Origin of the sequence: [Eubacterium] eligens ATCC 27750 (assembly GCF_000146185.1) — a bacterium.
Taxonomy (GTDB): Bacteria; Bacillota; Clostridia; order Lachnospirales; family Lachnospiraceae; genus Lachnospira; species Lachnospira eligens.
This window is the reverse complement of record NC_012778.1, coordinates 827,844-853,040: the sequence shown is the minus strand read 5'-3', so window position 1 is coordinate 853,040 and position 25,197 is coordinate 827,844. Positions and strand designations below refer to the sequence as shown.

Annotated in this window: 28 protein-coding genes; all 28 read right to left on the bottom strand. The window is 36.6% G+C overall.

The features are described from left to right. Positions 1 to 27: 27 nt before the first annotated feature. The 28 genes from EUBELI_RS04025 to fliI all read right to left on the bottom strand — a co-directional run bounded on the left by EUBELI_RS04025 (position 28) and on the right by fliI (position 25,172). Positions 28 to 513, bottom strand: coding sequence for a chemotaxis protein CheD (locus EUBELI_RS04025; protein WP_041688047.1), 486 nt, complete (start codon positions 511 to 513; stop codon positions 28 to 30). 24 nt (positions 514 to 537) lie between these two features. Next, entirely contained in the window at positions 538 to 1,164 is a 627-nt protein-coding gene (locus EUBELI_RS04020; RefSeq protein ID WP_041688547.1) for a chemotaxis protein CheC, read from the bottom strand. Between the two features lie 16 nt (positions 1,165 to 1,180). Next, positions 1,181 to 1,654, bottom strand: coding sequence for a chemotaxis protein CheW (locus tag EUBELI_RS04015; protein WP_012739080.1), 474 nt, complete (start codon positions 1,652 to 1,654; stop codon positions 1,181 to 1,183). A gap of 14 nt (positions 1,655 to 1,668) precedes the next feature. Beyond that, complete coding sequence (locus EUBELI_RS04010) at positions 1,669 to 3,786, bottom strand: chemotaxis protein CheA (protein ID WP_041688045.1); 2,118 nt, start codon at positions 3,784 to 3,786, stop codon at positions 1,669 to 1,671. Position 3,787: 1 nt separating this feature from the next. Further along, on the bottom strand, positions 3,788 to 4,978 hold the full coding sequence (locus EUBELI_RS04005) for a protein-glutamate methylesterase/protein-glutamine glutaminase (protein ID WP_012739078.1): 1,191 nt from the start codon (positions 4,976 to 4,978) through the stop codon (positions 3,788 to 3,790). Between the two features lies 1 nt (position 4,979). Beyond that, positions 4,980 to 5,699 (bottom strand): flagellar brake protein, encoded by a 720-nt coding sequence (locus EUBELI_RS04000; protein ID WP_012739077.1) that lies wholly within the window; start codon positions 5,697 to 5,699, stop codon positions 4,980 to 4,982. Positions 5,700 to 5,712: 13 nt separating this feature from the next. Further along, positions 5,713 to 6,594: a MinD/ParA family protein gene (locus tag EUBELI_RS03995; protein WP_012739076.1), complete on the bottom strand. Its 882-nt coding sequence runs from the start codon at positions 6,592 to 6,594 to the stop codon at positions 5,713 to 5,715. Next, on the bottom strand, positions 6,594 to 7,892 hold the full coding sequence (gene flhF / locus EUBELI_RS03990; RefSeq protein ID WP_012739075.1) for a flagellar biosynthesis protein FlhF: 1,299 nt from the start codon (positions 7,890 to 7,892) through the stop codon (positions 6,594 to 6,596). Before flhF ends, EUBELI_RS03995 begins: the two co-directional genes overlap by 1 nt. Then, positions 7,893 to 9,932: a flagellar biosynthesis protein FlhA gene (flhA, locus tag EUBELI_RS03985; RefSeq protein ID WP_012739074.1), complete on the bottom strand. Its 2,040-nt coding sequence runs from the start codon at positions 9,930 to 9,932 to the stop codon at positions 7,893 to 7,895. Positions 9,933 to 9,988: 56 nt separating this feature from the next. Further along, positions 9,989 to 11,107 (bottom strand): flagellar biosynthesis protein FlhB, encoded by a 1,119-nt coding sequence (gene flhB, locus EUBELI_RS03980; RefSeq protein ID WP_012739073.1) that lies wholly within the window; start codon positions 11,105 to 11,107, stop codon positions 9,989 to 9,991. Next, a complete protein-coding gene (gene fliR / locus EUBELI_RS03975) occupies positions 11,107 to 11,880 on the bottom strand; it encodes a flagellar biosynthetic protein FliR (protein WP_012739072.1) in 774 nt (257 codons plus the stop codon). Before fliR ends, flhB begins: the two co-directional genes overlap by 1 nt. A gap of 18 nt (positions 11,881 to 11,898) precedes the next feature. Next, positions 11,899 to 12,165 carry a flagellar biosynthesis protein FliQ gene (fliQ, locus tag EUBELI_RS03970; protein WP_012739071.1) on the bottom strand — a complete coding sequence of 89 codons (267 nt, stop codon included), beginning with the start codon at positions 12,163 to 12,165 and terminating at the stop codon, positions 11,899 to 11,901. 17 nt (positions 12,166 to 12,182) lie between these two features. Continuing rightward, a complete protein-coding gene (fliP, locus tag EUBELI_RS03965; RefSeq protein ID WP_012739070.1) occupies positions 12,183 to 12,986 on the bottom strand; it encodes a flagellar type III secretion system pore protein FliP in 804 nt (267 codons plus the stop codon). 21 nt (positions 12,987 to 13,007) lie between these two features. Continuing rightward, positions 13,008 to 13,331 carry a flagellar biosynthetic protein FliO gene (locus EUBELI_RS03960; protein WP_012739069.1) on the bottom strand — a complete coding sequence of 108 codons (324 nt, stop codon included), beginning with the start codon at positions 13,329 to 13,331 and terminating at the stop codon, positions 13,008 to 13,010. A 51-nt stretch (positions 13,332 to 13,382) separates the two neighbouring features. Further along, the gene (locus EUBELI_RS03955; RefSeq protein ID WP_012739068.1) at positions 13,383 to 13,730 is read right to left on the bottom strand and encodes a response regulator; all 348 of its coding nucleotides are present in this window, start codon (positions 13,728 to 13,730) and stop codon (positions 13,383 to 13,385) included. A 115-nt stretch (positions 13,731 to 13,845) separates the two neighbouring features. Continuing rightward, on the bottom strand, positions 13,846 to 15,159 hold the full coding sequence (gene fliY, locus EUBELI_RS03950) for a flagellar motor switch phosphatase FliY (RefSeq protein WP_012739067.1): 1,314 nt from the start codon (positions 15,157 to 15,159) through the stop codon (positions 13,846 to 13,848). A gap of 2 nt (positions 15,160 to 15,161) precedes the next feature. Next, positions 15,162 to 16,145 carry a flagellar motor switch protein FliM gene (fliM, locus tag EUBELI_RS03945; protein WP_012739066.1) on the bottom strand — a complete coding sequence of 328 codons (984 nt, stop codon included), beginning with the start codon at positions 16,143 to 16,145 and terminating at the stop codon, positions 15,162 to 15,164. Between the two features lie 39 nt (positions 16,146 to 16,184). Continuing rightward, entirely contained in the window at positions 16,185 to 16,709 is a 525-nt protein-coding gene (locus EUBELI_RS03940; RefSeq protein WP_012739065.1) for a hypothetical protein, read from the bottom strand. Positions 16,710 to 16,723: 14 nt separating this feature from the next. After that, positions 16,724 to 17,524 (bottom strand): OmpA/MotB family protein, encoded by an 801-nt coding sequence (locus EUBELI_RS03935; RefSeq protein ID WP_012739064.1) that lies wholly within the window; start codon positions 17,522 to 17,524, stop codon positions 16,724 to 16,726. Beyond that, entirely contained in the window at positions 17,524 to 18,327 is an 804-nt protein-coding gene (locus EUBELI_RS03930) for a motility protein A (RefSeq protein WP_012739063.1), read from the bottom strand. Before EUBELI_RS03930 ends, EUBELI_RS03935 begins: the two co-directional genes overlap by 1 nt. 37 nt (positions 18,328 to 18,364) lie before the next feature. Next, entirely contained in the window at positions 18,365 to 18,577 is a 213-nt protein-coding gene (locus tag EUBELI_RS03925; protein ID WP_012739062.1) for a flagellar FlbD family protein, read from the bottom strand. 152 nt (positions 18,578 to 18,729) lie between these two features. Beyond that, entirely contained in the window at positions 18,730 to 20,055 is a 1,326-nt protein-coding gene (locus EUBELI_RS03920; RefSeq protein WP_041688041.1) for a flagellar hook protein FlgE, read from the bottom strand. A gap of 105 nt (positions 20,056 to 20,160) precedes the next feature. After that, a complete protein-coding gene (locus EUBELI_RS03915) occupies positions 20,161 to 20,595 on the bottom strand; it encodes a TIGR02530 family flagellar biosynthesis protein (RefSeq protein ID WP_012739060.1) in 435 nt (144 codons plus the stop codon). 5 nt (positions 20,596 to 20,600) lie between these two features. Further along, entirely contained in the window at positions 20,601 to 21,158 is a 558-nt protein-coding gene (locus EUBELI_RS03910) for a flagellar hook assembly protein FlgD (RefSeq protein ID WP_012739059.1), read from the bottom strand. 24 nt (positions 21,159 to 21,182) lie between these two features. Continuing rightward, positions 21,183 to 22,505, bottom strand: a complete 1,323-nt coding sequence (locus tag EUBELI_RS13555; RefSeq protein WP_012739058.1) for a flagellar hook-length control protein FliK — start codon at positions 22,503 to 22,505, stop codon at positions 21,183 to 21,185. A gap of 77 nt (positions 22,506 to 22,582) precedes the next feature. Then, positions 22,583 to 23,341 (bottom strand): MotE family protein, encoded by a 759-nt coding sequence (locus EUBELI_RS03900; RefSeq protein ID WP_012739057.1) that lies wholly within the window; start codon positions 23,339 to 23,341, stop codon positions 22,583 to 22,585. 23 nt (positions 23,342 to 23,364) lie between these two features. Further along, positions 23,365 to 23,811, bottom strand: coding sequence for a flagellar export protein FliJ (gene fliJ / locus EUBELI_RS03895; RefSeq protein WP_012739056.1), 447 nt, complete (start codon positions 23,809 to 23,811; stop codon positions 23,365 to 23,367). An 11-nt stretch (positions 23,812 to 23,822) separates the two neighbouring features. Continuing rightward, complete coding sequence (gene fliI, locus EUBELI_RS03890) at positions 23,823 to 25,172, bottom strand: flagellar protein export ATPase FliI (RefSeq protein ID WP_012739055.1); 1,350 nt, start codon at positions 25,170 to 25,172, stop codon at positions 23,823 to 23,825. Positions 25,173 to 25,197 lie beyond the last annotated feature (25 nt).

Sequence of the window (25,197 nt, the reverse complement as noted above, 5' to 3'; positions counted from 1 at the left end):
ATTCAATCAGCATGTTCATATAATAAATTATATAGCTTTCTGCGGTTTACCTACTGCTTTAATAACATAATCACCTGTCTCCGAATAAAACTCCACTGTTCTACCAAAATTTTCACCACAATCCTGTGACAGAATTCTTATATTGAGACTTTTTAATTTTTGTTTTACCGCAATAACATTGCGTTCCCCTACTCTTAAAGCTTCGCTATTAGTCCTGTTTGCAAACATCTGTGCACCACCGGCTATCTTAGCTACAAGCCTGCTGTCATTAGCTCCTAAAGATTTCATCTGTTTTATCAGTTCATCTATACCAGTATCTGCAAACTTAGCAACATTGGTATTATTTCTAAACTGGGTACTATCCGGTAACATACAGTGCAACAGTCCACTCACTTTTGTTACCGGATCATATAATGCAACGCCTACACATGAGCCCAATCCCAATGTTGTAAGAGAATCAGGGCATTTACATGCCTTTAAATCAGCCATGCCTACCTTTATCATACTTCCCATAATCATAACTCTTTCAAAAATATCCTACACACCTAACGACTCTAACAACTTGTCATATGAATTAAGTTCAGGAATCATAAGGAAATATCCATTAACAAAATCCAGTTCTCCAAACTGGGATTGTATAAGTAAAAGCTTATCTCCATATTTACCGAATTCAGAAGCCGGTACGCTAAGTAATGCTCCTATCATATCAATTGTCATCTCTGGAACAGTTGATATCATTTTAAGATTAGTAAGCTTGGATATTGCTGTAAGATATGAGCCGGAAACAATATTTCCGATCTCATTAAGAGCCGACATATCCATATCAGAAAATTCTGCTCCTTCTTCGACTCCATCCTCTTTATCTCTCATCATAAGAGTATTGACCAAGTGATGTGCTGATTTTGTGTCAAAAAGGAACATCATCATTCCTTCCACATCCCCCTCAAAGCCTAACATAATACCAACAACAGTCTGATCCTCAGACCCCATAACATCTGATATTTCATTAAATGGCACAAGTGCAACCTTAGGAACAGACATATCCATTTTCTGATTAAGCATCTGTGATAATGCTGTTGTAGCATTACCTGCGCCTATATTGCCTATTTCTCTAAGAACATCATACTGTATATCATTAAGCTGATTTAAATCGATTTTCGACATACCTTCACCTCTTACATTAATCATTCTCTACAACAAGACTTACAATGTCCAAAAGTGAAATAAGTTCCCCATCTTTTTTTCCAATTGCATTGATATAATTAGTTGCCGCATCATCACCTGTTGACCTGCTTACACGCTCTATCTCTTCACTTTCAAGAGTAACAACTTCTTTAACCTGATCTACAATCACGCCAATAGATGCACCTTCTACTTTTACAATTATAAATCTTGTTTTATCTGTTAATTCATCATCTGCAAGTCCTAATTTAAGGCGCATACTCATTATAGGACATATCTCACCTCTTAAGTTAATAACACCCTTATAGTATGCCTGTGTCTTAGGGACTCTTGTAATGCTCTGGCTTCTGACAATATTATCAATATATTTAATATCAATACCATACTGCTCATTGCCTATTTTGACAACAATATACTGTACAGAAGTTGTTGACTCTGCACTCTTATCTTCTATAACATTAACATTTTCCATTACATATTCCTCCTCTATACAAGTGTATTGGCATCAATAATAAGGGCAACAGAACCATCACCAAGAATCGTGGCACCACTTATCATTCTGTTAATATTAATGTATTTACCAAGTGACTTAATAACAATTTCCATCTGTCCAATAAGATTATCAACCACAAGACCTGCAAGCTTATCTCCCTTACGGACAATTACTATAACTATATTGTCTGATTCTTCAGGTTCACCCGGTACATCAAGAAGTTCTCTTAATCTTATAAGAGGAATTACATTGCCTCTGAGATTAATAACTTCCTTAGCATGAACATACTTAATTTCACTTACTGGTACATCTTCAATAGTTTCAATAGAGCCAAGCGCTATCGCATACTTTTCTTCGCCAACCTTAACCATAAGTGCCTGAATAATAGCAAGTGTAAGAGGAAGCCTTATACTAAATGTACTTCCTTCGCCATATGTAGTCTTGACTTCAACATCACCACCAAGAGCTTCTATCTTAGACTTAACAACATCAAGTCCAACACCTCTTCCTGATACATCTGTAACTTTATCAGATGTTGAGAAGCTTGGCTTGAATAAAAGATCAATAGCTTCTTTCTCTGTAAGTACATCTGCCTGCTCCTGAGTAAGATTTCCCTTTTCAACAGCTTTCTGTTTAACCTTTTCTACATCAATACCATTACCATCATCTCTTACTTCAATAACAACATTGTTACCTTCCTGATAAGCATCAAGCCATATAGAACCAACCTCTGGCTTTCCTCTCTCCGCTCTCACTTCAGCACTTTCAAGACCATGATCAGCAGAATTTCTCAACAGATGCATGATTGGATCTCCAATCTCATCAATAACTGTTCTATCAAGTTCAGTCTCTTCACCAGACATGTAAAGTTCCATCTTCTTGCCAAGCTTCTTATTAAGATCTCTTATCATTCTAGGATATTTTGCAAATACACTCTCAATAGGCATCATTCTTACTTTCATAACAGACTCATGAAGGTTAGTCGTTACCCTCTCAAGATACTCAATCTGCTCACCGAATTTCTGATTAACAGATGTTGTTCCATCTTCTGTTACACTTGCAGATACAAGCCCGTTCTTTGCAATAATAAGTTCGCTCACAAGATTCATAAGGACATCAAGCTTTTCAATATCTACACGGACCGTATGACTTACCGTCTTGCCAGACTTGTTATTATTAGCTGCCGGAGTCTGTTTCTTTGCTGTAGCTGATGCAGCAGCCGGCTTTGTCTCTGACTGGTTCTTGTTTTCTTCATGCTTTGGTTCTTCTTTGACTTCTTCCTTTTCATCATCTTCTGCAAAAGGAGTTGTTATGGCTTCACCTGCAGCATCTTTAATCTCTGATACATTCTTAATTATTCCAATAATAGATTCATAACTTTCTTCAGTAACTACAACTATACTGAAATCAAGTTCGAACTTCTCATCCTCAATATCCTGTGCTGACGGCTCTGACTTAATAATATCGCAATGACCTTCAAGATTCTTAAATACAAGAAAAGCTCTTGCAGCCTTAAGAATACAGTTTTCATCAACACTCACCTTGATAACGAAAACATTCATTTTCTTCTCAAGAGCTTCATTAACAGCATTCTTTTCAAAATCAGCAAACACCATGTTGTTATATTTAGCATATGAGCCATCGCCGGCTTCAACATTTTCTTCTTTCTTTTCCTCAGCAGGAACGTCTTCCTTCTTAGCTTCTTCTGGAAGTATACCCTTATCCTCATTATTAACAATAAATGAGTTAAGAGCCTTAATTATAGGTTCATTATCATCTGTTCCCTCATCTGATGTTTCCTGAATATTATTAACATACTGTTCAAGTGCATCAAGACACTGGAATAACACATCAACCATTCTTGAATCTACTTTAATATTTCCGTTGCGGACCTCTGAGAATACATTTTCCATATCATGTGTAAGATTCTGCATTCTCTTATATCCCATAGTTCCAGCCATACCCTTAAGAGAGTGTGCTGCCCTGAATATTTCATTAATAGTATCACTATTATCTGGTTCTTTTTCAAGAATCATAATACCATCACTTAAGTTCTGTAAATGTTCGTTAGATTCATCAATAAATATCTCTAAATACTGGCTTACATCCATTTTAAGATACCCCCACATTCTTCGTTATAGTTTCAGCAATTTTATTAAGAGGAACAACCTCATCAACCAGTCCTGTCTGTGCAATAGCCTTAGGCATACCATACACAACACAGCTTTCCTCATCCTGTGCAATAACATGGATTTTCTTTTTGCCTGCTGAAAGAGCTTTTATTCCTTCTGTACCATCAGCTCCCATTCCTGTAAGGACAACACATGTAATCTCATCATAATTACACTGTACAAGTGATTTATACATCACATTGGCACATGGTCTTAATCCATCTATAGGAGGCTCGTCATTAAGCTTTATCACATACTCTGCTGCCTTCTTAACAACTTTTATATGTTTTCCTCCCGGTGCAATATATACCCAGCCTTTCTGTATAACATCACCATCTGCCCCTTCCTTAACATTAATATCACTTATTTCGTTAAGCCTGGCTGCTAAGGATGCTGTAAACCCTGCCGGCATATGCTGTACAAGTACCACTCCGGCATCCAGATTCTTAGGAAGCATTGGTATTACCTGTTGTAATGATTTAGGTCCTCCGGTTGAACACGCAAGTGCCACAATCTTCCTTGTTCCACTCTTAATATTAGTAAACTTTGCAGGATTAACTTTAGGTGGAAGTGTATCATAAACCTCATTTCTTTTTCTTAACGCAGATATTGCATCATTAGATGCTTTTTTATCTGATGAAAGCCTGCTTGTCAGAGAAGATGACAGCTTACTGCCTGATTGTGTTATTCTGCTGACCGCCGGTTTTGTTCTTTCCACTGAAGCTCTTGAACTTGTGGCAATATTAAGCATATCATGAATACGCCTTTTAAAATCATTACCCTTAGTCTCGAAATAATTCTCAGGCTTAGTTACAAAATCAAAAGCTCCATACTCCAAGGCCTGAATGGTTTCTTTAGCCCCTTCCTTGGCAACCGTACTAACTACTATAACAGTCTGTTCAATATGATTTTTCTGTAACTTCTGCAACAATTCAAGGCCATTCATCTTAGGCATATTGATATCCAGAATAATCGCACTATACAGATTAGGGTTAGAAACAATCATATCAAAGCCTTCAAGTCCGTCCTTTGCAATCGCAGCAACCTCATAATCATTACCTTCATTGATTATATCAGATATTACTCTTCTCATGAGTGCAGAGTCATCTATTACAAGGATTTTTTTTGCCATTCTACATTCCCCTCTCTTTCTGCCTCATAAACCTTTGCTGTTCAAATACATATTTAACTATATCCTCTGTATCTTCGCTTTTAATATTGATAAATTGAAGCCTGTTGTCAAACACACTCTCATCATTAGTCTTTCGGAAAGAAAGTATAATTCTGGCTGGAAGATACATATCCCTTTTCCTGCCACCTATTGCAATTGTAAATTTCACTGCAACAACAGTATCCTTTTCATACTGTTTATTCATAATAAGCCTGAGTCCACCTCCGCTTATATCAGTTATTATACCTTTTTCTGACGGCATTGAAAGAACATCCGGCAGACTGCCTGTCTTTTTAAAATGTGCTGATTCATCTTCATCAATAATCGTGACATCAGCTTCTAGAGTGCATTCCAGTCTGTAATATTCTCTTCTCTGAAATTTCTTAAGAGGCGTAATAAGTTTTAATTCCATAGTAAAAATATTACCTTCTTTTCCTCTCGAAGATATTACACAATCAGCATTATACACATTTTTACCGGAATAAAAACAAACTTCTAATTCCATTCCAACCTCAAGAACAATCAGTTTGCCCTTATCAACAGGCATTGTACATACAATGCTTTCATCCTTAATATCCATTATCTGACTTAAGAATTGTTCTCTAGGCCTGACATCTTCTTTTAAACTCGTATTCTTTTTATACGCTTCAACTTTTCCTCCAATAACAAGCGGTTCAAACATGCATTCACCTCATTTATCGTAAGTTTTTAGCAAAAACAGATTTAAGATATCCTCTAATTCCTCTTTTCTGAGGTGGAATATCCGTTTCTTCATTCATAATTTTCTCAGCAACTTCAACAAAATGTCTGGAAGAAGCTGATGATGGGTATATAAGTGAAACTGGTTTCTGTTTCATAACAGCCTTTATATTATTATTGTCCATTGGAATCGTACCTAAATATGACATATTAATATCAAGAAACCTTGACACTACTATATTGAGTTTTTCATATAATTTTCTGCCTTCATCTTCTGATGTTACTCTGTTTGCGATCATTTTAATTGAAGTTTCATTCTTTCTAAAACTTTCATTCATGCTCAGAGCCTTCATCAATGCATATGAATCAGTTATAGATGTAGGTTCTGGTGTTGTAACAAGAATAGTTTCAGGACTTGCCACAAGAAATTCCATTACAGATGCTGAAATACCCGCTCCGGTATCAATAATTATTACATCTGCCATACTTTCAAGTTCGGATAATTTATTAACAAGTCTTTTAACCTGTTCCTTATCAAGATTAACAAGCTTCGCTATTCCTGAACCCCCTGATATAAATTTAACGCCTTCTGGTCCATCTGTTATTATGTCTTTTATATCCATTCCATTAAGCATTAAATCACTTAAATTATACTTCGGAATCACACCAAACATAACCTCTATGTTAGCAAGACCAAAATCAGCATCAAGAATTATAACCTTCTTTCCCATTCTGGCGAACTGTACTGCAAGATTAATCGAAACACTTGACTTTCCAACACCACCTTTTCCACTGGTTACAGCAATAACACGCGCATTACCGACATCCCGCTGGTTTTGTTTTTTTATTATATTACGGAGATTTTCTGCCTGATCCATTACGAATTACCTCCCAATAATAACTTAGCAAGTCTTTGTTCATTTATAACCTCTATATCATTAGGTACATTCTGTCCCGATGTTGTATAAGAAAGTGGTGCTCCTGTATACAGCTTCATATTAAGCATGTTACCAAGGTAACAGGTTTCATCCAGTTTAGTAAATATGAGTGCCCAGTTTTCAATATGTCTGTACTTATCCGCAATATTTACTAAATCTTTATACTTAGTTGTCACACTTAATGTAAGATATATTTCAAGATCAAATTCATCTGCTCTCGAAGCAATCATTTCAATCAGATTGTCTAATTCTTCCATCTGCTCCTCAGATTTATGCGATCTTCCGGCTGTATCTACAAGTATAAGTTCATAATCCTTAAACTCATCAAGGCATTCACCTATTTCATCCGCAGAATAAGCCACATTAACCGGACAATCTATAATCGAAGCATATGTATTAAGCTGATCAACTGCAGCAATTCTATATGTATCTGATGTTATAAATGCAACTTTAGTTTCTTTTTCAAGCTTAAAATGAGACGCTATTTTAGCAATAGTTGTAGTTTTACCAACCCCTGTAGGTCCGATAAAAAGTATAACCTTTGGCTTATCTCCTAACGAAATAGTTTTAGGTGTACCCAGCTTAAGTATGATTTTCTGATAAACAGCTGCAAGAATACTGTCAATATTAGATTCCTTTTTTAATGAAGCTTCTATATCGCTTATAATTTCATCAGCGTATTTGGTATCAACTTCATTCCCTATCATCTTCTTATATATCAGCTGCAAAAATTTATAATTTGCATTTTCACGTTCCTTTACTATCTGTTTACCCGGTGTTACATCTTTATCATTCAAATTCGTATTCTGCACATATGTATCCTGTTTTTTATGTACAGCTGATGATGAGGTAATCTGATTTTCTAAAAGAGAATGTAATGAATCAAGTTTCTTTTCAATATTTGCAGCATTGCCATTAACATCTATTTTTTCATCAGCCACTAAATTTATAACAGGCTTTGACTCTGTAATACTCTTCATATTGCCAATTCCTGTATTAAATCCACTATTAGCTGCCTTCTTATTATCAAATGTTGGTTTTTTATTATTAATCCCATTGATAAAATCTTTTTCTTCTAATGCAGCCGTAACTTCAACAACATCCTTCTTAAACAATCGGAATATTCCCCTCTGTTTCAATGTTTTAACATTAAGAACTACTGCACCATTGCCTAACTCTTCCTTCGCTTTTAATATAGCTTCCGTCTCTGTATCTGCCTGAAATTTTTTAACTATCATTTACGCTGTCACCATCCCAACTGATTGTAATTCAACATTTGATTCAACTTCATTATATGAAATCACAATAATGTCTTTATAATAGTCCTTTGCAAGATTTCTGAAATACATTCTTACAATAGGCGATGTAATAACTATCGGATTCTTTCCCATATCCTCTAATTTCTTAAGTTCATTTCCAAGAGCTTCAATTATCTTCTTGCTTCTCTCCGGATCAAGTGATAAATATGACCCCTGCTCTGTATTCTTGACCGAATTCATAATCTCCTGTTCAATAGCCGGATCTACAGTAACAACATTCGTTACTTCACCTGTCAGGAAATATTTGCTTGAAATAGCTCTCTTCAATGCCTGCCTTACATATTCAGTCAGTATATCAGGATCTCTTGTAACAGCTGCATGGTCAGCCAGCGTTTCAAATATTGTAACAAGATCCCTTATAGATATTCCCTCCTCTAAGAGATTCTGAAGCACCTTCTGTATCTCGCCAACTCCCATAAGCTTAGGAACAAGCTCCTCAATAAGAGTTGTATTATTATCCTTAATATTATTGATAAGATTCTGCACATCCTGTCTTGTAAGCAACTCTGCTATATGCTGCCTTATAACTTCAGTAAGATGTGTCGCAATGATTGATGGTGGGTCAACAACCGTATACCCAAGTGATTCTGCTCTTTCTCTCTGGCTTTCAGTTATCCATATAGCTGGAAGATGAAAAGATGGTTCAAATGTAGGAATACCGGTTATTTCTTCTTCAACATATCCAGGGTTCATAGCCATGTAATGGTCAAAAAGAATTTCACCTTCACTAACCTGAATACCTTTAATTTTAATAACATACTGATTAGGATTAAGCTGAATATTATCCCTCAGTCTTATAATAGGTACAACCGCGCCAAGTTCCAAAGCAATCTGTCTTCTTATCATAACTACTCTGTCTAACAAATCCCCGCCCTGATTGACATCGGCAAGTGGAATAATTCCATATCCAAATTCCAGTTCAATAGGATCAACATTAAGTAAAGAAACAACATTCTCTGGTTTTCTTATTTCTGAAGCTTCTGTCTCTTCCTGTTCAGCACTCTCTTCTATTGCTGTCTCTCCTGCCTTAGCGCTGAGCTTTCTGCCATAAATTATAAGTGCCATACCCAATGGAATAAAAATATACCATGGAAGAGGTGTTGTTACTCCCAGAAGAATAAGTGCTGCACCAACCATAAGAAGAACTCTGTCCATAGAGAAAAGCTGCCCTATAATTTCATCTCCAAGTTCACCTTCGCTTGAAGCCTTGGTAACAAGAACACCTGTTGCAAGCGAAATAAGCAATGAAGGAATCTGAGAACATAAGCCATCTCCAATTGTAAGAATAGTATACTTAGACAGTGCATCATTAATCGTAAGTCCACCGTACGCCATTCCCATAACAATACCACCAATAAGATTGATACCTGTAATTATAAGACCGGCTGTAGCATCTCCCTTAACATACTTTGTAGCACCATCCATAGAACCGAAAAAGCTGTTTTCCTGCTGTAACTTTTTTCTTCTTTCTGCTGCTTCCTTATCAGTAATGGCACCTGTATTAAGATCCGAATCAATAGCCATCTGTTTTCCTGCCATAGCATCAAGTGTAAATCTTGCAGTTACCTCAGCAACTCGTTCAGAACCCTTATTAATAACAATAAACTGAATAATAATAAGAATAATAAATATGATAATACCAATGACAAGATTACCACTTCCAACAAATTTACCAAATGTATCAACAACCTTACCAGCATAACCATTCTTTAATATAAGCTTAGTCGATGATACATTAAGAGAAATTCTGAAAATTGTTGTAAATAACAGCATTGTAGGAAAAGATGCCATATCCAGAACTTCTTTAGCAAACAATGAATTAAAAAGTACAACAAGTGCAACCAGAATGTTAATTGCAAGTAAAATATCAAGCAGCCATGACGGAATTGAAATAATGAAGAATAAAACCGCTGCAAGAAGGTATATTCCGATAAACAGGTCATTTTTCTTGATCTTCATTATTTCTCTCCTTTCAATTTAGTCATTATTTTATATCATATCACATATTTCGACTATTATCTATTATTTGCGCGTAAAACAGATGCAAGAATTTCAGCAACCGCATAATATAATTCAGGAGGAATTTCTGTTCCTATATCTACATTATGATACAAAATTCTCGCAAGCGGCTTGTTTTCAACAATCGCTATATTATATTCTTTAGCTCTATCTTTAATCTGGAAAGCCAGATAATCAGCTCCTTTTGCAATAACCACAGGCGCTTTTCCTTCATCAGGTTCATATTTCAATGCAACAGCAAAATGTGTAGGATTAGTTATGACCACATCAGCTTCAGGAAGCTGCTGCATCATTCTCCTTCTTGAAATTTCCTGCATTTTCCGTCTTATCTGACCTTTAACCTGCGGATCTCCTTCTGCATTCTTGAATTCATCTTTAACTTCCTGCTTAGTCATCATGTTATCATTTTTAAACTTATGTCTCTGATACAGCAAATCAACAAATCCAACCACAAGAAATACTGCGCTTATCTGAATTCCAAGATTAATAATTATATTGCCAACCGTTGCAAGAGCCGTATAAAGAGTAACATCATAAAATGTAAGAAGAATGTTCATATTCTTCTTTACACAGTTATACACCATAATAACAATAATCGACATCATTGCTATAGCTTTTAAAAGTTCAAAAAGCTGTCTTACAGAAAAAAGTCTCTTAAATCCATTCAGCGGATTAATTTTACTGGCCTTAGGTGCTAAAGGCTTTGCCGTAACCATCCATCTCTGCTGTAATGCATTTCCAAGAATGGCAATAATAACTGCAATAATAAGAATGGGTATAACCGCATTTAAAATAATGGTAAATGCCTGACTCGCAATACTTGCAGCCATATTAACAGTCACTCCTTTAGAACTGTCATCAATAACCTTTCCCATAAGTCCATATATCGTCTTAAATGAGTCTATCAGTTTAGTACCAATATTACCAACATATATTTTAATGATTATAAATAATGTCATAAGAGACACAGCAGTTATAAGCTCTTTGCTCTTTGCAACCTGTCCTTCTTTTCTTACATCATCCAGCTTCTTACTGGTTGCCGGCTCAGTTTTTTCTCCGCCCGGTCCGTCTTTAGCAAACAACTGGAGATTCATATAAAGTAATGTATCCTGCACTAACTCATACCCCTTACTAATATCGCAAACATTTTTTCAATTTCATCCAAAATAAAATTAGAAACTGATGGAAGCATTGAAATCGTAAATAAAATAACAAATATACCAACAAAAATCTTAAGCTGCATACCAACAACGAACATATTCATCTGCGGTGAAACCTTTGCAAGAATAGCAAGGACACAGTTAAGCATAAGTATAGCAGCAAAAACGGGCAATGCTATTCTGAATCCAATAACAAAAAAATCAGACACAAACCCGATTATGCCAGTATAAATACCAGCTCCAAATTTTACTCCACCAATAGGAATAACTCTGTATGTCTCAACTATAGCTGAAACAAGATATTGATGCATTCCAGAAATAATAAGCAGAAGCATCATCATGTAATAATAAAAATTCCCCATAATTCCAACCTGCATTCTGGTTGTCGGATCATAAAGCTGCGCCATTGAAATACCTATATCCATATCTATTATCTTACCAGCAAACATAATAATCTGGACACAGAATGATGATACTGCACCAAGAAGAATTCCTACTATAATTTCCTCAACAACAATAATTGCATACTCAATCATTCCATTATATTCAACTGACATATCAGGAAATAGCGAATATACCATAATTGTAAGGCAAAATGAAAACCCAATCTTAACCCTGTTAGGTACATTTGCCATATTAAAAAAAGGCGCAGCAAATACAAAAGATGCCAGCCTTATTAATATCAAAACAAATAGTTCAAATTGTGCTAAAGCAAAAGTAAAATTCATAACACCCTATACCTGCCATCAAACATATTGACCAAAACTTCCCCAAAGCATCTGCATAAAAGAAACTATTTCATTAAGAATCCAGTTCCCCATAAGCATAAGCGCAATCATAATAGCAAGAAGTTTAGGAACAAATGTAAGTGTCTGTTCCTGGATTGAAGTAAGAGTCTGAAAAAGACTTATTATAAGTCCCACTATCATAGAAACAAGCAAAAGAGGTACAGATGTCTTGACTATAACCCATATTGTCTGCCTTGCAATTGTTACAACCTGTCCAGCATCCATGTCATTCTCCCCCTGTCTTACTTAAATGTAGTTATAAGATTTCCAATTATAAGATTCCATCCATCTGCCATAACAAAAAGCAGAATCTTAAATGGTGCAGAAATCGTAGTAGGTGGAAGCATCATCATACCCATTGACATAAGAGTTGAAGATACAACCATATCAATAATAATAAATGGTATATAAATAAGGAATCCTATAATAAATGCTATTCTCAATTCACTTATAATAAATGACGGCACAAGTACTGTCATAGAAATATCATCTTCAGATGTAACAGATCCTTCCTCATATCCAGCAATCTTAAAAAAAGTATCAAGATCCTTGGTAGATGTCTGCTTCAGCATAAATGTTTTTAGCGGCTTAACGCCTGTTTCATACGCTTCCTCTACCGATATCTCATTATTAGATAGCGGCTTTAAAGCACTGTCATAAATTTCTGTAAATGTAGGTGACATAACAAAAAAAGTCAAAAATAAAGACAGACCTATGATAACCTGATTAGGCGGTACCGTCTGCGTTCCTATAGCTGCTCTTGTAAAATGCAGAACTATAACAATCCTCGTAAACGATGTAAGCATAATAAGAATCGATGGAGCCAGTGAAATAACCGTAAGTACCAGAAGCATCTGTAAAACACTAGCCATATCATTACCATCGCCTGCAGATATACCGATATTGATCAAGCTGTTTCCCGAAGCAGTATCTGTATCTGCAGCCATTACCCTATATGTAAGCATTGTAACAACTGCTAAAAATACTCCAACGCCTGATGATATTCCAACTAATGCCTTTTTGTGCTTTCTAATCCACCGTAACATAAACTATCTGTCCCTGCCTAACTAATTATCCGGTTTGTCTTTCTTAAACTTCTCTAGTATTGTCTTGAAACCTTCGGTATTGATTACTCTTGAATCTGACGAATATGCCAGTTCATCCTCATTAACCTCGCATAAGAAGGTCATAGTATCCTTACAGACTGCAACAGCAAAACATTTGCTGCCAATCTTGATAATCTGGATATACTTTGAATTAGTCACTCTCATAGTCTCAAGTATCTGGATGTTACTGCCTGCCATTTTATTCTTCTGCATACTGCCAGCCCATCTTGTAACAAAATATGTAAGCGCTAATACAAATATAAAAATAACGAGAAGCGTAAGCAACTGTGCAAAACGCTTCCCATCTACTATTCAATCCTGCTAAAACAAACATTATTATCCAACAACCTTCTGAACAGCCTCAATAACACGGTCAGCCTGAAATGGCTTAACAATAAAATCTTTAGCACCTGACTGTATAGACTCAATAACCATAGCCTGCTGTCCCATTGCAGAACACATAATAACTGATGCCTTAATCTTCTTAAGTGCCTCAATACCATCCATCTCTGGCATTGTTATATCCATAAGTACAAGATCTGGCTTTAATTCAGCGTATTTCTCTACCGCCTTAGCACCATTCTCTGCTTCACCTGCAACATTGTATCCGTTCTTTGTGAGAATATCCTTAATCATCATTCTCATGAATGCAGCATCATCACAAATCAAAATATTTTTTGCCATAAATTTCTCCTATCCGAAAAAACAAATTTTTCACCAAATTCATTCTAATGCATTATACAACAAAAATCACAATTTTCCTACTGTTTTTTTACAAATTTTAGAAAGTTGTAATAATTTATTTGATAATTTCAGTTATACGAACACCAAAGCTCTCCTCAATAACAACCACTTCGCCTTTAGCTACATACTTGCCATTAACAAGAACATCCACAGATTCTCCTGCAATCTTATTAAGCTCAACAATTGTTCCTGGCGCAAATTCAAGAATATCCTTGATTGACTTTGTTGTTCTTCCAAGTTCTACAGTTACCTCAAGTGGAACATCCTTTATAAGTTCGATGTTTTCTTTCTGTGAAATTGGATTGACATCTGTAGCAAATGGCTGAAATGCTGCCGGAGCAACATTGACATCCTGTGGCTGTGCATAGCCTTGCATTGGCATTGGCTGTCCCATCATACCCTGCATTGGCATTCCATATCCATACGGCATACCCTGCATTGGCATTCCCTGCTGCATAGCCATTCCCTGTTGTGGCACTGCCTGTCCCATCATACCTGCCTGCTGCATATTCATGTCAGGCTGTTGTACCGACTGGGCCTGTGGTGCTGGTTGTTGTACCGGCTGGGCCTGTGGTGCTGGTTGTTGTACCGGTGCCTGCGACGCCGGCTGTGGTTCTGGCTGTGGCTGCGAATTGCTGCTGTCATCAGATGATGGCGTAAACATATTCAATAATTCCTGTGCAAACTCTTTAGGATATAACTGCATAATCTCACTATCAATAAGGTCGCCAATCTGCATTTTAAATGCTACCTTAACGAAAGGTTTATTAAGAAATGCAGGCATTCCCTCATCTAACTCATTATAAGTTTCAACAAGATTTGCAACTGGAGGACTAATATCTATCTTTCTGTTAAACATTGACGACATAGATGTTGCTGCAGAACCCATCATCTGATTCATTGCTTCACCTATTGCACTCAGATGTAACTCTGAAAGCGGTTCATCCGGATTAGCAGTTCCTGTGCCTCCCATCATAAGATCTGTAATAATCTTAACATCATTTTCCTTAAGAATAAGTACATTATTTCCAGCAAGACCTTCTTTATATGAAATCTGCATCATAACACATGGTCTGTCATATTCCCTTGATAAATCATCCCATGTTGCAACCTCAACCTTTGGAGTTGTAATATTAACTTTCTGAGAAAGAAGCGAACTAAGTGTTGTAGCTGCTGTTCCCATGCTTATATTAGATATTTCTCCAACAGCATCTTTTTCTGATTCTGTAAGAGTAAAACTGTCTTCTGCTGAGTTGTTATCCGGTGTGTCAGTCACAGTAGCTGTACCTGTTGATTCAGCATCATCTCCTCCTGACCCCATTCCACTAAGAAGTGCATTTATCTCGTCCTGGGATAACATTCCATCCATTCTTATTCACTCTCCTTTCTAATTACTTCTGTAACTCTTACTGCATATTTATCTTCGTAATATCCCGGAAGAGCCTTAAACTTTTTAATATTTCCAACAAACACTTCCAGTTCCTGATCGACTTTTTTATCAATCCTTATTATATCGCCAATCTGAAGATTCGCAAAGTCTGAAACACTGATTTTAGATGTTCCCAGCACTGCCTTTACCGGAATCATTGCCTTATCAATAACAGTCTCAATTGCATCTTCATATGTATTAGTATCTTTCTCCTGCATATTAGAAAACCAGTATTTGGTATTGAGCTTATCCATTACCGGCTCTAATGTAGCAAATGGCAGACATATGTTCACAAGTCCCTCAACGTCACCAATCTTTAAATTAATGGTTACAATCGCAATTGTCTCACTCGGAGAAATAATCTGGGCAAATTGTGAATTAGTTTCAATTCTTTCCAGTCTTGGATTAACCTTAACTACATTCTCCCATGGTTCCTGCATAAGATTAACGCAGACTGTAAATATTCTTTCCAGTATAGAAAGCTCTATTTCTGAAAAATCTCTTTCTTTATCAAGCGAATTACCTGCACCACCAAGCAATCTGTCAACAATGGCAAATCCAAGATTTGAAGCCATTTCCATAATTATATTGCCTGACAACGGCTGCATTCCTACAACTCCAAGCAATACAGGATTAGAAAGTGCATTAGAAAATTCTGAATATATAACAACTTCTGAGTTAACGACATCAACACTCACCGATTTTCTGAGGTAAGCAGGAAGATTCGTTGCCAGAAGTCTGCCAAAATGTTCAAATATAATCTCAAGAGTTCTTAAATGTTCTTTAGAAAACTTAGAAGGTCTTGCAAAATCATAATTCTTGACCTGCTTTTCTTCTGTATTCTTCATTTCATCAACATCTAATTCTCCGCTGCTGAGAGCTTTCAAGAGGTTATCAATTTCACTCTGTGAAAGAACCTCTCCCATCTTCCTCACCTCCTTTAATAATTATTGTATATATCATCATTACTGAATAACCATATTAACAAGAACCGATTGAATCGTCTCTGTCTTAAATAATTCCTGCATTTCTTTTAGAAGATTAGTCTCTATAGCAGTCTTATTCGCACTAATAGTACTGTATGTATACTTATTAGCTTCATTAGTAACCTTATTAACAATTACTTTCATACCGTTATCGATTGAAGTCGATACTGTACTATAATCCTTAGCCTTAGAATTAAGTCCTAAAGATACAGTAAGAACAGCATATCTTGTTTTTCCATTATCAACAAACGAAACAATAATATCTGTACTGTCGTTATTCTTAACATCAACATATTTAATATTTTCTATGCCAGTGCTTCCACTTCCGGATGTATTATTAGTAAGTCCTCCACCCGCATCAAGGTCAATAATTTGAGCGACCTTGGTAATTAAGGAATTCGTCTTTTTATTAGTAGATACAAGTGAAAATGTGAGCAACACCGTAAGTATAAGATTAACCAATACAAGTGCAAGTGTTATCACATTAAGCATACTCTTTTTCATGAGTTATCCTCCTGTTAACTGTTAATTGCATTATACACTTTTATTTCAACTCTTCTGTTCTGCGCTCTGCCTTCCGGAGTTCCATTGTCTGCAATAGGAACTGCATCTCCTCTGCCGGAAGATGACATTGTTTTATCTGAAAAGCCCTTGTCAGAAACAAAGAAATCAAAAACACTATATGCTCTGTATAAAGAAAGCATCATATTATTAGGATAACGCGATGTATTAATTGGCACATTATCCGTATGACCTTCTATAGTAATTACATTATCATCATACTCTATAAGTGCATCTGCCACTTTATCAAGCAATGTAAGTGCCTGTGGTGTTAATTCAGCTTTACCGGAATCAAATAAAATTCCACCATTAACATTAAGCATAACATACTTGCTGTATGCTGTAACTTCTATCTGGTCTGCCACACCGCTTGCAGTAAGCTTATCTTTAATCTCTTGAGCCATACTTTCTGACTGTTCAAGACCTTCTTTCTCAATTTCATCATAGGCATTCTGAATATCCTGTGACATATTACCATCATTATTCAGTCCCATATTATTATAAAAAGTGCTTAAATCATTAAGCTGGCTTGCACCACTACTTACAAGAATACCTTCCTTAGATAAGGCTGAACCACCCTGTGGAAGAACACTAAAGCTTGATGAAAGTGAAGCTGCAATCTCTTCAAACTTCTGCGAATCAACTGTTGACATTGCAAACAATAAAACGAAGAAACACAAAAGCAGGTTCATAAGATCTGAAAATGTATCTTTCCAGAGAGCCGCTGGTGGTGCATCCTCTGTACGCTGTTTTGCCATCAGCCTTCACCTCCTCCTTGCTCAGATAACGCTGTTCTGGCAGATGGTGAAAGGAATGACTTAAGCTTTTCCTCTATAACTCTTGGATTCTCTCCTGCCTGAATAGAAAGAAGCCCCTCAATAATAATCTCTCTAAGCTGATACTCATCATTATTCTGTAGCTTAAGCTTATTAGATATAGGAACACAGAGCCAGTTAGCAATCAACGAACCATAAAGCGTAGTAAGAAGTGCTACCGCCATATTAGGTCCGATTGACGCTGAATCAGATAAGTTCTTTAACATATTAACAAGTCCTAAAAGTGTACCAATCATTCCCCATGCAGGAGCAAGTGCCGCCCAGTTATCAAAGAAACCAATTGTACTCTTATGTCTTGTATCCAGATTAACCAGTTCTGTTTCAAGAATACCTCTTACCAGTTCAGGCTCAGTACCATCAACTATAAGAAGAATTCCCTTCTTCATAAACTCATCGTCAAGTCCCTGAGCAACCTCTTCAAGTGCCAGAAGGCCTTCTTTTCTGGCTGTGTTAGAAAGCTCAATAATCTTAGATATTACCTGTCCATTATCAAGCTTAGGATCTTTCATTGCAATGCTGAATCCCTTAAGATGTCCGATAAATGTCTTAAATGTATACGATGTCAGCATACCCGCCAAAGAACCACCAATAGTAACCGCTATCGACGGGATATCAACAAAAGTATCCATAATTCCTTTCAGTGTAGGATTGGTCGTACTCGTTATAATTCCCAGTACAACCATGCCAAAGCCAATAATTATTCCCAATAGTGTAGCTAAATCCATAATTGCCCCTTCCAAAATTCTTATGTTCTATATATTATCATTCAGCTTCTGTCTTAACGACATGTATATTGCCGATTATATTCTTTTTATATGTAAATATCTTGTCAAGTATTTCATCAAGACTTTCTTTAACGACATACTTATGTCCTGTTGTAAGAGTAATAACAGTATCCGGAGTTTCCTCCATAACTTCAATTAATTCTGCGTTAAGAACAAAATCCTTCCCATTAAGTCTCGTTACTTCAATCATAATACCTCCGATACAAGATAAGGTATAGTACCTCCGTTAAAATCAACTAAATATATTAAAGCACTTCATACCGATTAATGCAAGTTATACTTTGAAAAAACAGACAAAAACGCCCCGAAATCATCTAATTCCGGGGCATTTATACTTAAAAATTATCTCTTAAGATTAATAAGTTCCTCTAACAGTGTGTCTGAAACAGTTATAATTCTCGAATTAGCCTGATATCCTCTCTGAGTTGTAATCATATTAGTAAATTCTGATGAAAGGTCAACATTTGACATTTCAAGTACGCCTGATGAAATACTGCCGTCTGATGTTGTAACATCTTCACCAATACCATCAAATGAACCTGAATTAAGTGTTGCAGAGTAAAGATTTTCTCCTTCTTTCTGCAGACCTTCCGGGTTAGAGAAAGTAGCAACTGCTATCTGACCTATATTCTTAGTATCTCCATTGCTGTAGCTGGCAACAATATATCCAGAATTATCAATGCCAACTGATGTCATTTTACCGACAGCCTTACCTTTTCCAACCTCATCTATTCCAAGATTACCCTTAATTGATGTCTTATCAGCATACATTGTAAGTCCTGAACCGCTAAGTGTAAGTACAGGGCTTGTCTCGCTCTCTCCAATAGTTCTGATATCAATATTTTCGTTAGTCTGTGCCAAAGTCGCATCATTAGAAAATGTAAGCTGTATATTAGCATTAGACTGATCTGCAAGACCTGTAAGTGTATTAAATGATAATGGTCCGGATGCTGTAAATGTAAGATCTGTAGGATTGCCATTCTTAGAAACCCCTACACATGTCATAGTGTACTGTGTATTATCTCCCTGTACACCGGCATAATCCAAATTAACAGTAGCCTGGAAAGAATTGCCAAGACTATCATAAAAATTAAGAGTTGTTGTAATAGTATCCTTAGAACTTGCATTAATATTACCAGTAAAATTAACAGCAGATGTCCTTTGAGGAGATGTATACGCAAATTCCGGACTGTTCACATAAAGTTTTGAAACAACATCCTTAACAGCCTTACCTGTCTCATCTACCTGCCATCCCATAACATTAGCACCAGCTGATGTTACAAGAGCGCCTGATTCATCAACCTTAAAATTACCAGCTCTTGTAAAGAAAGTATTGCCTGCACTATTTACAATAAAGAAAGCACTTCCGCCTATCTTTAAATCAAATGCATTATCAGTTCTCTCAGATGCACCCTCTGTTGAGATTGATGTTGATATAGAACCTACAGATGAACCAAGTCCGATCTGTTTTGCATTAGTACCACCCTTACCTGATTCAGCATTAGGTCCTGAAGCGGTCTGTGTTGTCTGATAAAAAACCTCTGAAAAAGTCATAGACTGCGACTTAAATGCCACAGTATTAACATTGGCGATATTGTTACCAATAACATCCATTCTCGTCTGATGTGCCTTAAGACCTGACACAGCAGAGTACATTGATCTCATCATAATATTGTTCCTCCATATTTGCCCATATGTAATATCCTGATGACACCATATTGAGGAGCTTCGTTCCATCAAGCAGTCAGGAACATCCGCTTCCTTTCGGTCCAGCTATATAATAACCGCTCCATCAATATTAGTGTAGATATTATCATTGTTGTTATTCTGATCCATCGCTGTAATAACGGTCCTGTTCTTTGTATTAACTATAAAAGAAAGATCATCAATTATAACGAGAGATTCTTTGATTCCTTTCGAAATTGCTTTTTCGGTTCCTTCCTCAAGCCTTGTCATCTGTTCATCCGATAACTGAATATCTCTTTCATTCAGCCTTTCGCCTGCATGCTTTGAGAATTTCAATTTCTTTGATGCATCAATATCACTATCAGAAATAACCTCTTCAATTGAACGTTTCTGTTTATATATATCAGCAAATGTTTTTCCCTCATAAGTCTTGCTTACATTGTTTAAGGAATCATTCCTGCCAATATAATCAGTCATTTGTTCAATAGAAGTAATGTTTCCATTAATCATATTATTCATCATAACGGTTACTCCTCTGTCTTAGTATTACCTGTATCAGTTTTACTATCTGCATCTGTCTTTGTATCTGTCTTTGTATCTGTCTTTGTATCTGTCTTTCCACTCCATTTATCATAGTATGACTTATCCATAACTGTATCAAGATCTGATATATCATAAAGCTTTCCGCCAATTCCAAGATATACAGTTCCATTAATAGATTCCCAGTAATCTACTGTTCCTCCGATGAATCCATCACTATTCTGATTGGTTGTCATAATAACCTGTTTTCCAACAAGATCAGACGCCATTCCCTGCAAAGTATTGGTATTCATTTCTTTGGTTGCCTCTACCTGTGTAAATGTAGCAAGCTGAGCCATATAGTCTGAATTATCTGTTGGTTCGAGTGGATCCTGATTCTGCATTTCAGCAACCATAAGTTGTAAAAACTCATTAACATCCAGAGTTGTCTTATTGCCCGAACTATTATTCTTACCTGTTGAACTTATATTAGTATTAACATCATCCTTTGTAGACAATGAACCATCGTTCTTAACATAAGACCATGCACCTATCGTACTAGCCATCCATATTCTCCTTTCTTATTATAATTATGCTGAATATTCAACACTGCTGTTGCCATTAACAATAGCATCCTTAGCCCTTATTTCCTCTGAAGTCATATCAGATTCATCAAGTTCCTCAAGACTGCTTAAATCAATTTTTCTGTGAGATTTCTTTTCCTGCTGTGCCTGATTAGAATTGTTGCCTTCAAGATTCTGTTCAGATTCAAAGCCATGACTCTGTACTGTAATCTCAACTGCTTCTACCTTGATGCCCTGATTGTTAAACTGTTCCTTAAGTGCTGTCAACTGATTTTCAAGTGCAGCCTTAACCTGCTCATTCTGTGCCGTAAGCTGTGCTGTAACAATTCCCTCTTTTGCAGTAACTGCAACATGCACTTTTCCAAGATTCTCCGGATTAAGCATAACTTCAATGCTTGAAAGCTGTTGAGTTGCTGTAACCTTAATCTGTTCAACAACCTGTCTTACAATATCAACCTCATTAACTCCGGATGTCTCACTCACAACTTCACCAAAAGCCTTCTGAATACTCTGCGTCATATCAGATGCTATTCTTTCGATACTGCCATTGCTCTTATCCTGCAAATGTGTATCAGAATCATTCTTTTTTTCATCCGTAGCTGCATTATCACCTTTAACTGCAGTCTTTTCTGCAATCACATCAGTTATGCTTTCCGCAGTATCTGCAGTCAGATTATCATCACTCTTCCTGTCATCCTGATAGTCAACAGTATTCTTATCAAAAGTCATGTCCAGATCTTTGACAATATCTTTAACAGATGTAATGTCAACATTATAAGTTTCTGTAAGATTCTGTGTAATCTCTTTAACAGCATTCAGAATATCTTCAAGAGCAGCAACTGCTGAAGCATCTGTAAGAAATTCTAATGAATCGCTGTTACCACTTAATGTAACCACAAGGTCTGTAACACTCTGTGGATTAAGCAGATCAGCAATACCAATTCCTAACTGCTCCATTGCATTTTCGATATCTTCATCAGAAACATCCATAGCTTCTTTAATCTTATCCTTAATATCAGAAACCGCCTTTGATATATCTTCTTTAAGCTTACCTTCATTAGAAGCTTCCACAGCATCAGATTTATTTTCAGTAGTTATTTTATCCTGCTTGGCAACATTATTATTCTGCTTGGCAGCTGTAGTTTCTGTCACACTATCGCCTGATACTCCAAAGGAATCCTTTTCCCCCTGGCCTGCATTCTGCAATGATGCACTCATAACCTTAGAAAAATCCGTCCCATAAGAATCCTGTGAATTCTGTCTGCCCGATATAGAACCAACTGCACTCACACTTTTCTGTGAAATTCCCGAAATAACTGAACTTACCATTATTCTTCCTCCTTTCCTGCATATTAGATCAGAATACTCCTAATCCTCTATGTGTATCGGAACATATCCCTCAAAACTTAACCTTTGCCAGGATACATAATTACAGTAAGCTTTGCCGCATATACAGGATCCATCTCGGCAAGAATAGCAGCTCTCTGCTTAGATGTCATACTCAAAAGAATATCTGATACCAAATTTGTATCTCCGGTCATTTCCTCTAAAATTGCTGCCGCATTCGCTGCATCCATCTTCGAATATGTCTCTGCCCACTCTTTAACCTTCTTCGAATATTCAAGATCTTTTATAACCTGTTCATATAGCTTGGCAGCATTTTCAGCATCAATGCTTTCATACCATGTTTTATAATTAGATATATCCGGAGCATTATCAGTATATACAACCTCCCTGTCGAACTTATCCTTTAACTCCTGATAATACTGTGCATTATCTTCAAACACCTTAAGGCGTGCTATTTCTGCTTGCAGCTCTGCAATAGTCTCCGATGAAGCATTGTCAGAATCAGTATACTGTTTAAGCTCTGCTTCCAGCTCCTTTATTCTGTCTATCGCTTCAGAAAGATTCTTGTACTGGTTACCGGTTTCTTCCTTAATCTCTTCATCAGTAGGATCCGGCAGAATCTTACTGATAACAGGAACATTCTTAAGATACGGTCTTAACATACTTCCAACACCGCCAACATTCATTTTGATAAGCAGTGCAAATATAACAAGCCATATTATAATTATAAGAATTGCAACAAGTACGCTTATAAGCTTGCCACTCTTCCCTGAATCTTCATCAAGTTCATCAACATTAACATCTTTTTTCTTAGCCATAATACTCTTTCTCCAAACAACAATTACTCATCTTTGTTATTATAGTTAAAACTTACTGTCTCATCTATCTCTTTCACTTCCTGTGCATTTAACTCAAGCTTAAACTCGTCAAACGCCTTTTCCTTCAGCTTCTCATGAATTTTTCTGTCCTGAACAGCCTCTGTAAGTTTTTTCATTGCATTATCAACATTTCTTTCCGCAATCCTTATTCTTACAGCCTGCTGTGTTATCTGGTTTTTTATTATCTTAATAGCCTCATTGCATCTTCGCATTTCGGCAATATCAATGCTTTGTGTTGCAGAATCCTTTGCAAGCTGCTCATACATATTCATTCTCTTAACAAGACGCCGCATTGTATCCTGTTCTATTGATAAACGGTTATTCATTTCTGCAAATTCTGTTTTAGCCTGCGTCTCCAGTCGTTCTTTAATATTAAGGACATTCTGCATACTGTACAAAAATTTAGCCATTCATGCCTCCGTTACCTCTTAAGCTGAAGAGTTCCATTTTCAAATGCTTCATAATCTGCAAATATATCTGATAACTGTGATATTTCATCATCATAATCAAATTTTTCATCAGTCTGCTGCATAAGAAATTTATTAACAGTATCAATCTTATAAATGGCATAATCTATATTTTTATTGGAACCACTCTTATAAGCGCCAATATTAATAAGATCTTCCGCCTCATTATAAGTTGCCATAACATTCTTCATTCGTCCCGCCATCTGTTTATGCTGCCTGTCAACAATCTGACTCATACATCTTGATATGCTTTGTAACACATCAATAGCAGGATAGTGATTTTTTTGTCCCAGCTTTCGTGACAATACAATATGTCCATCCAGAATACTTCTGGCTGTATCAGTTATAGGCTCATTAAAATCATCACCATCAACAAGAACGGTATACAATCCTGTTATTGAGCCCTTATCTGACATTCCCGCTCTCTCAAGCAGCTTAGGCATTTCACTATATACGCTGGGCGGATATCCTCTTGTAACCGGAGGTTCCCCTGAAGCAAGCCCAATTTCTCTTTGCGCCATGGAAAATCTTGTAAGTGAATCCATCATCAGAAGTACATCTTTGCCCTGATCCCTGAAATATTCTGCAATAGCCGTTGCTGTCTTTGCCGCCTTATTTCTTATAAGTGCAGGCTTGTCTGAAGTAGCAACAACCAGAACACTCCTTGCCATTCCTTCTGGTCCCAGATCTCTTTCCACGAATTCCCTGACCTCTCTGCCACGCTCTCCTATAAGAGCAATAACATTAATATCAGCTTTCGTATTTCTTGCAAACATACCAAGAAGCGTACTCTTTCCTACACCACTTCCTGCAAATATACCAATTCTCTGTCCTTTTCCAACTGTAAGCAGTCCATCTACCGCCTTAACTCCCAATGGAAGGACCTGGCTTATTATCTCCCTGTCCATAGGATCAGGTGGAGCAGCTTCAACAGGATACTCATCTGTCAATTCAAGTTCTGAGCCATCTGTAGGATTACCAAGTCCGTCCAGTGTATGTCCCAATATTCCATCCCCAACCTTAACTGTCAGTGGTTTTTCCATATTTTCAACTACACATCCCGGGCCGATTCCATCTACAACATCAAACGGCATCAGCAATACACTTGAATCATTGAATCCTACAACCTCCGCATATAATTCCTGACTGTTATCTGCAGAATAAATCCTGCATAAATCATTAAGTTTTGCATCTGGTCCGACAGATTCTATAGTAAGTCCTACAATCTTAGTTACTTTTCCCAACTTTTTATAGAAGGATTTTTCTGTCAATGATAAATATTTATTTTTATTAATTGCCAGCATTTCATCCTCCTTATATCAAATAATA

Excerpts from the sequence above, each read along its gene's own strand:
- fliI (WP_012739055.1), bottom strand. The coding sequence starts at position 25,172 with ATGCTGGCAATTAATAAAAATAAATATTTATCATTGACAGAAAAATCC.
- fliY (WP_012739067.1), bottom strand. The coding sequence starts at position 15,159 with ATGGATGGAATGTTATCCCAGGACGAGATAAATGCACTTCTTAGTGGA.
- flhA (WP_012739074.1), bottom strand. The coding sequence starts at position 9,932 with ATGAAGATCAAGAAAAATGACCTGTTTATCGGAATATACCTTCTTGCA.
- EUBELI_RS03920 (WP_041688041.1), bottom strand. The coding sequence starts at position 20,055 with ATGATGAGATCAATGTACTCTGCTGTGTCAGGTCTTAAGGCACATCAG.
- EUBELI_RS04015 (WP_012739080.1), bottom strand. The coding sequence starts at position 1,654 with ATGGAAAATGTTAATGTTATAGAAGATAAGAGTGCAGAGTCAACAACT.
- EUBELI_RS04005 (WP_012739078.1), bottom strand. The coding sequence starts at position 4,978 with ATGGCAAAAAAAATCCTTGTAATAGATGACTCTGCACTCATGAGAAGA.
- EUBELI_RS03995 (WP_012739076.1), bottom strand. The coding sequence starts at position 6,594 with ATGGATCAGGCAGAAAATCTCCGTAATATAATAAAAAAACAAAACCAG.
- fliM (WP_012739066.1), bottom strand. The coding sequence starts at position 16,145 with ATGGGAGAGGTTCTTTCACAGAGTGAAATTGATAACCTCTTGAAAGCT.
- EUBELI_RS03925 (WP_012739062.1), bottom strand. The coding sequence starts at position 18,577 with ATGATTGAAGTAACGAGACTTAATGGGAAGGATTTTGTTCTTAACGCA.
- fliR (WP_012739072.1), bottom strand. The coding sequence starts at position 11,880 with ATGAATTTTACTTTTGCTTTAGCACAATTTGAACTATTTGTTTTGATA.
- EUBELI_RS03940 (WP_012739065.1), bottom strand. The coding sequence starts at position 16,709 with ATGAAAAAGAGTATGCTTAATGTGATAACACTTGCACTTGTATTGGTT.
- EUBELI_RS04025 (WP_041688047.1), bottom strand. The coding sequence starts at position 513 with ATGGGAAGTATGATAAAGGTAGGCATGGCTGATTTAAAGGCATGTAAA.
- fliJ (WP_012739056.1), bottom strand. The coding sequence starts at position 23,811 with ATGGCTAAATTTTTGTACAGTATGCAGAATGTCCTTAATATTAAAGAA.
- EUBELI_RS03930 (WP_012739063.1), bottom strand. The coding sequence starts at position 18,327 with ATGGATTTAGCTACACTATTGGGAATAATTATTGGCTTTGGCATGGTT.
- EUBELI_RS13555 (WP_012739058.1), bottom strand. The coding sequence starts at position 22,505 with ATGGTAAGTTCAGTTATTTCGGGAATTTCACAGAAAAGTGTGAGTGCA.
- EUBELI_RS03900 (WP_012739057.1), bottom strand. The coding sequence starts at position 23,341 with ATGGCTAAGAAAAAAGATGTTAATGTTGATGAACTTGATGAAGATTCA.
- EUBELI_RS04000 (WP_012739077.1), bottom strand. The coding sequence starts at position 5,699 with ATGTTTGAACCGCTTGTTATTGGAGGAAAAGTTGAAGCGTATAAAAAG.
- flhF (WP_012739075.1), bottom strand. The coding sequence starts at position 7,892 with ATGATAGTTAAAAAATTTCAGGCAGATACAGAGACGGAAGCTATATTA.
- fliP (WP_012739070.1), bottom strand. The coding sequence starts at position 12,986 with ATGTTACGGTGGATTAGAAAGCACAAAAAGGCATTAGTTGGAATATCA.
- fliQ (WP_012739071.1), bottom strand. The coding sequence starts at position 12,165 with ATGGATGCTGGACAGGTTGTAACAATTGCAAGGCAGACAATATGGGTT.
- EUBELI_RS03915 (WP_012739060.1), bottom strand. The coding sequence starts at position 20,595 with ATGATGAATAATATGATTAATGGAAACATTACTTCTATTGAACAAATG.
- EUBELI_RS03935 (WP_012739064.1), bottom strand. The coding sequence starts at position 17,524 with ATGGCAAAACAGCGTACAGAGGATGCACCACCAGCGGCTCTCTGGAAA.
- EUBELI_RS04010 (WP_041688045.1), bottom strand. The coding sequence starts at position 3,786 with ATGGATGTAAGCCAGTATTTAGAGATATTTATTGATGAATCTAACGAA.
- EUBELI_RS03955 (WP_012739068.1), bottom strand. The coding sequence starts at position 13,730 with ATGGCAAAAAATATTTTGATTTGTGATGATGCTGCATTCATGAGAATG.
- EUBELI_RS03910 (WP_012739059.1), bottom strand. The coding sequence starts at position 21,158 with ATGGCTAGTACGATAGGTGCATGGTCTTATGTTAAGAACGATGGTTCA.
- EUBELI_RS04020 (WP_041688547.1), bottom strand. The coding sequence starts at position 1,164 with ATGTCGAAAATCGATTTAAATCAGCTTAATGATATACAGTATGATGTT.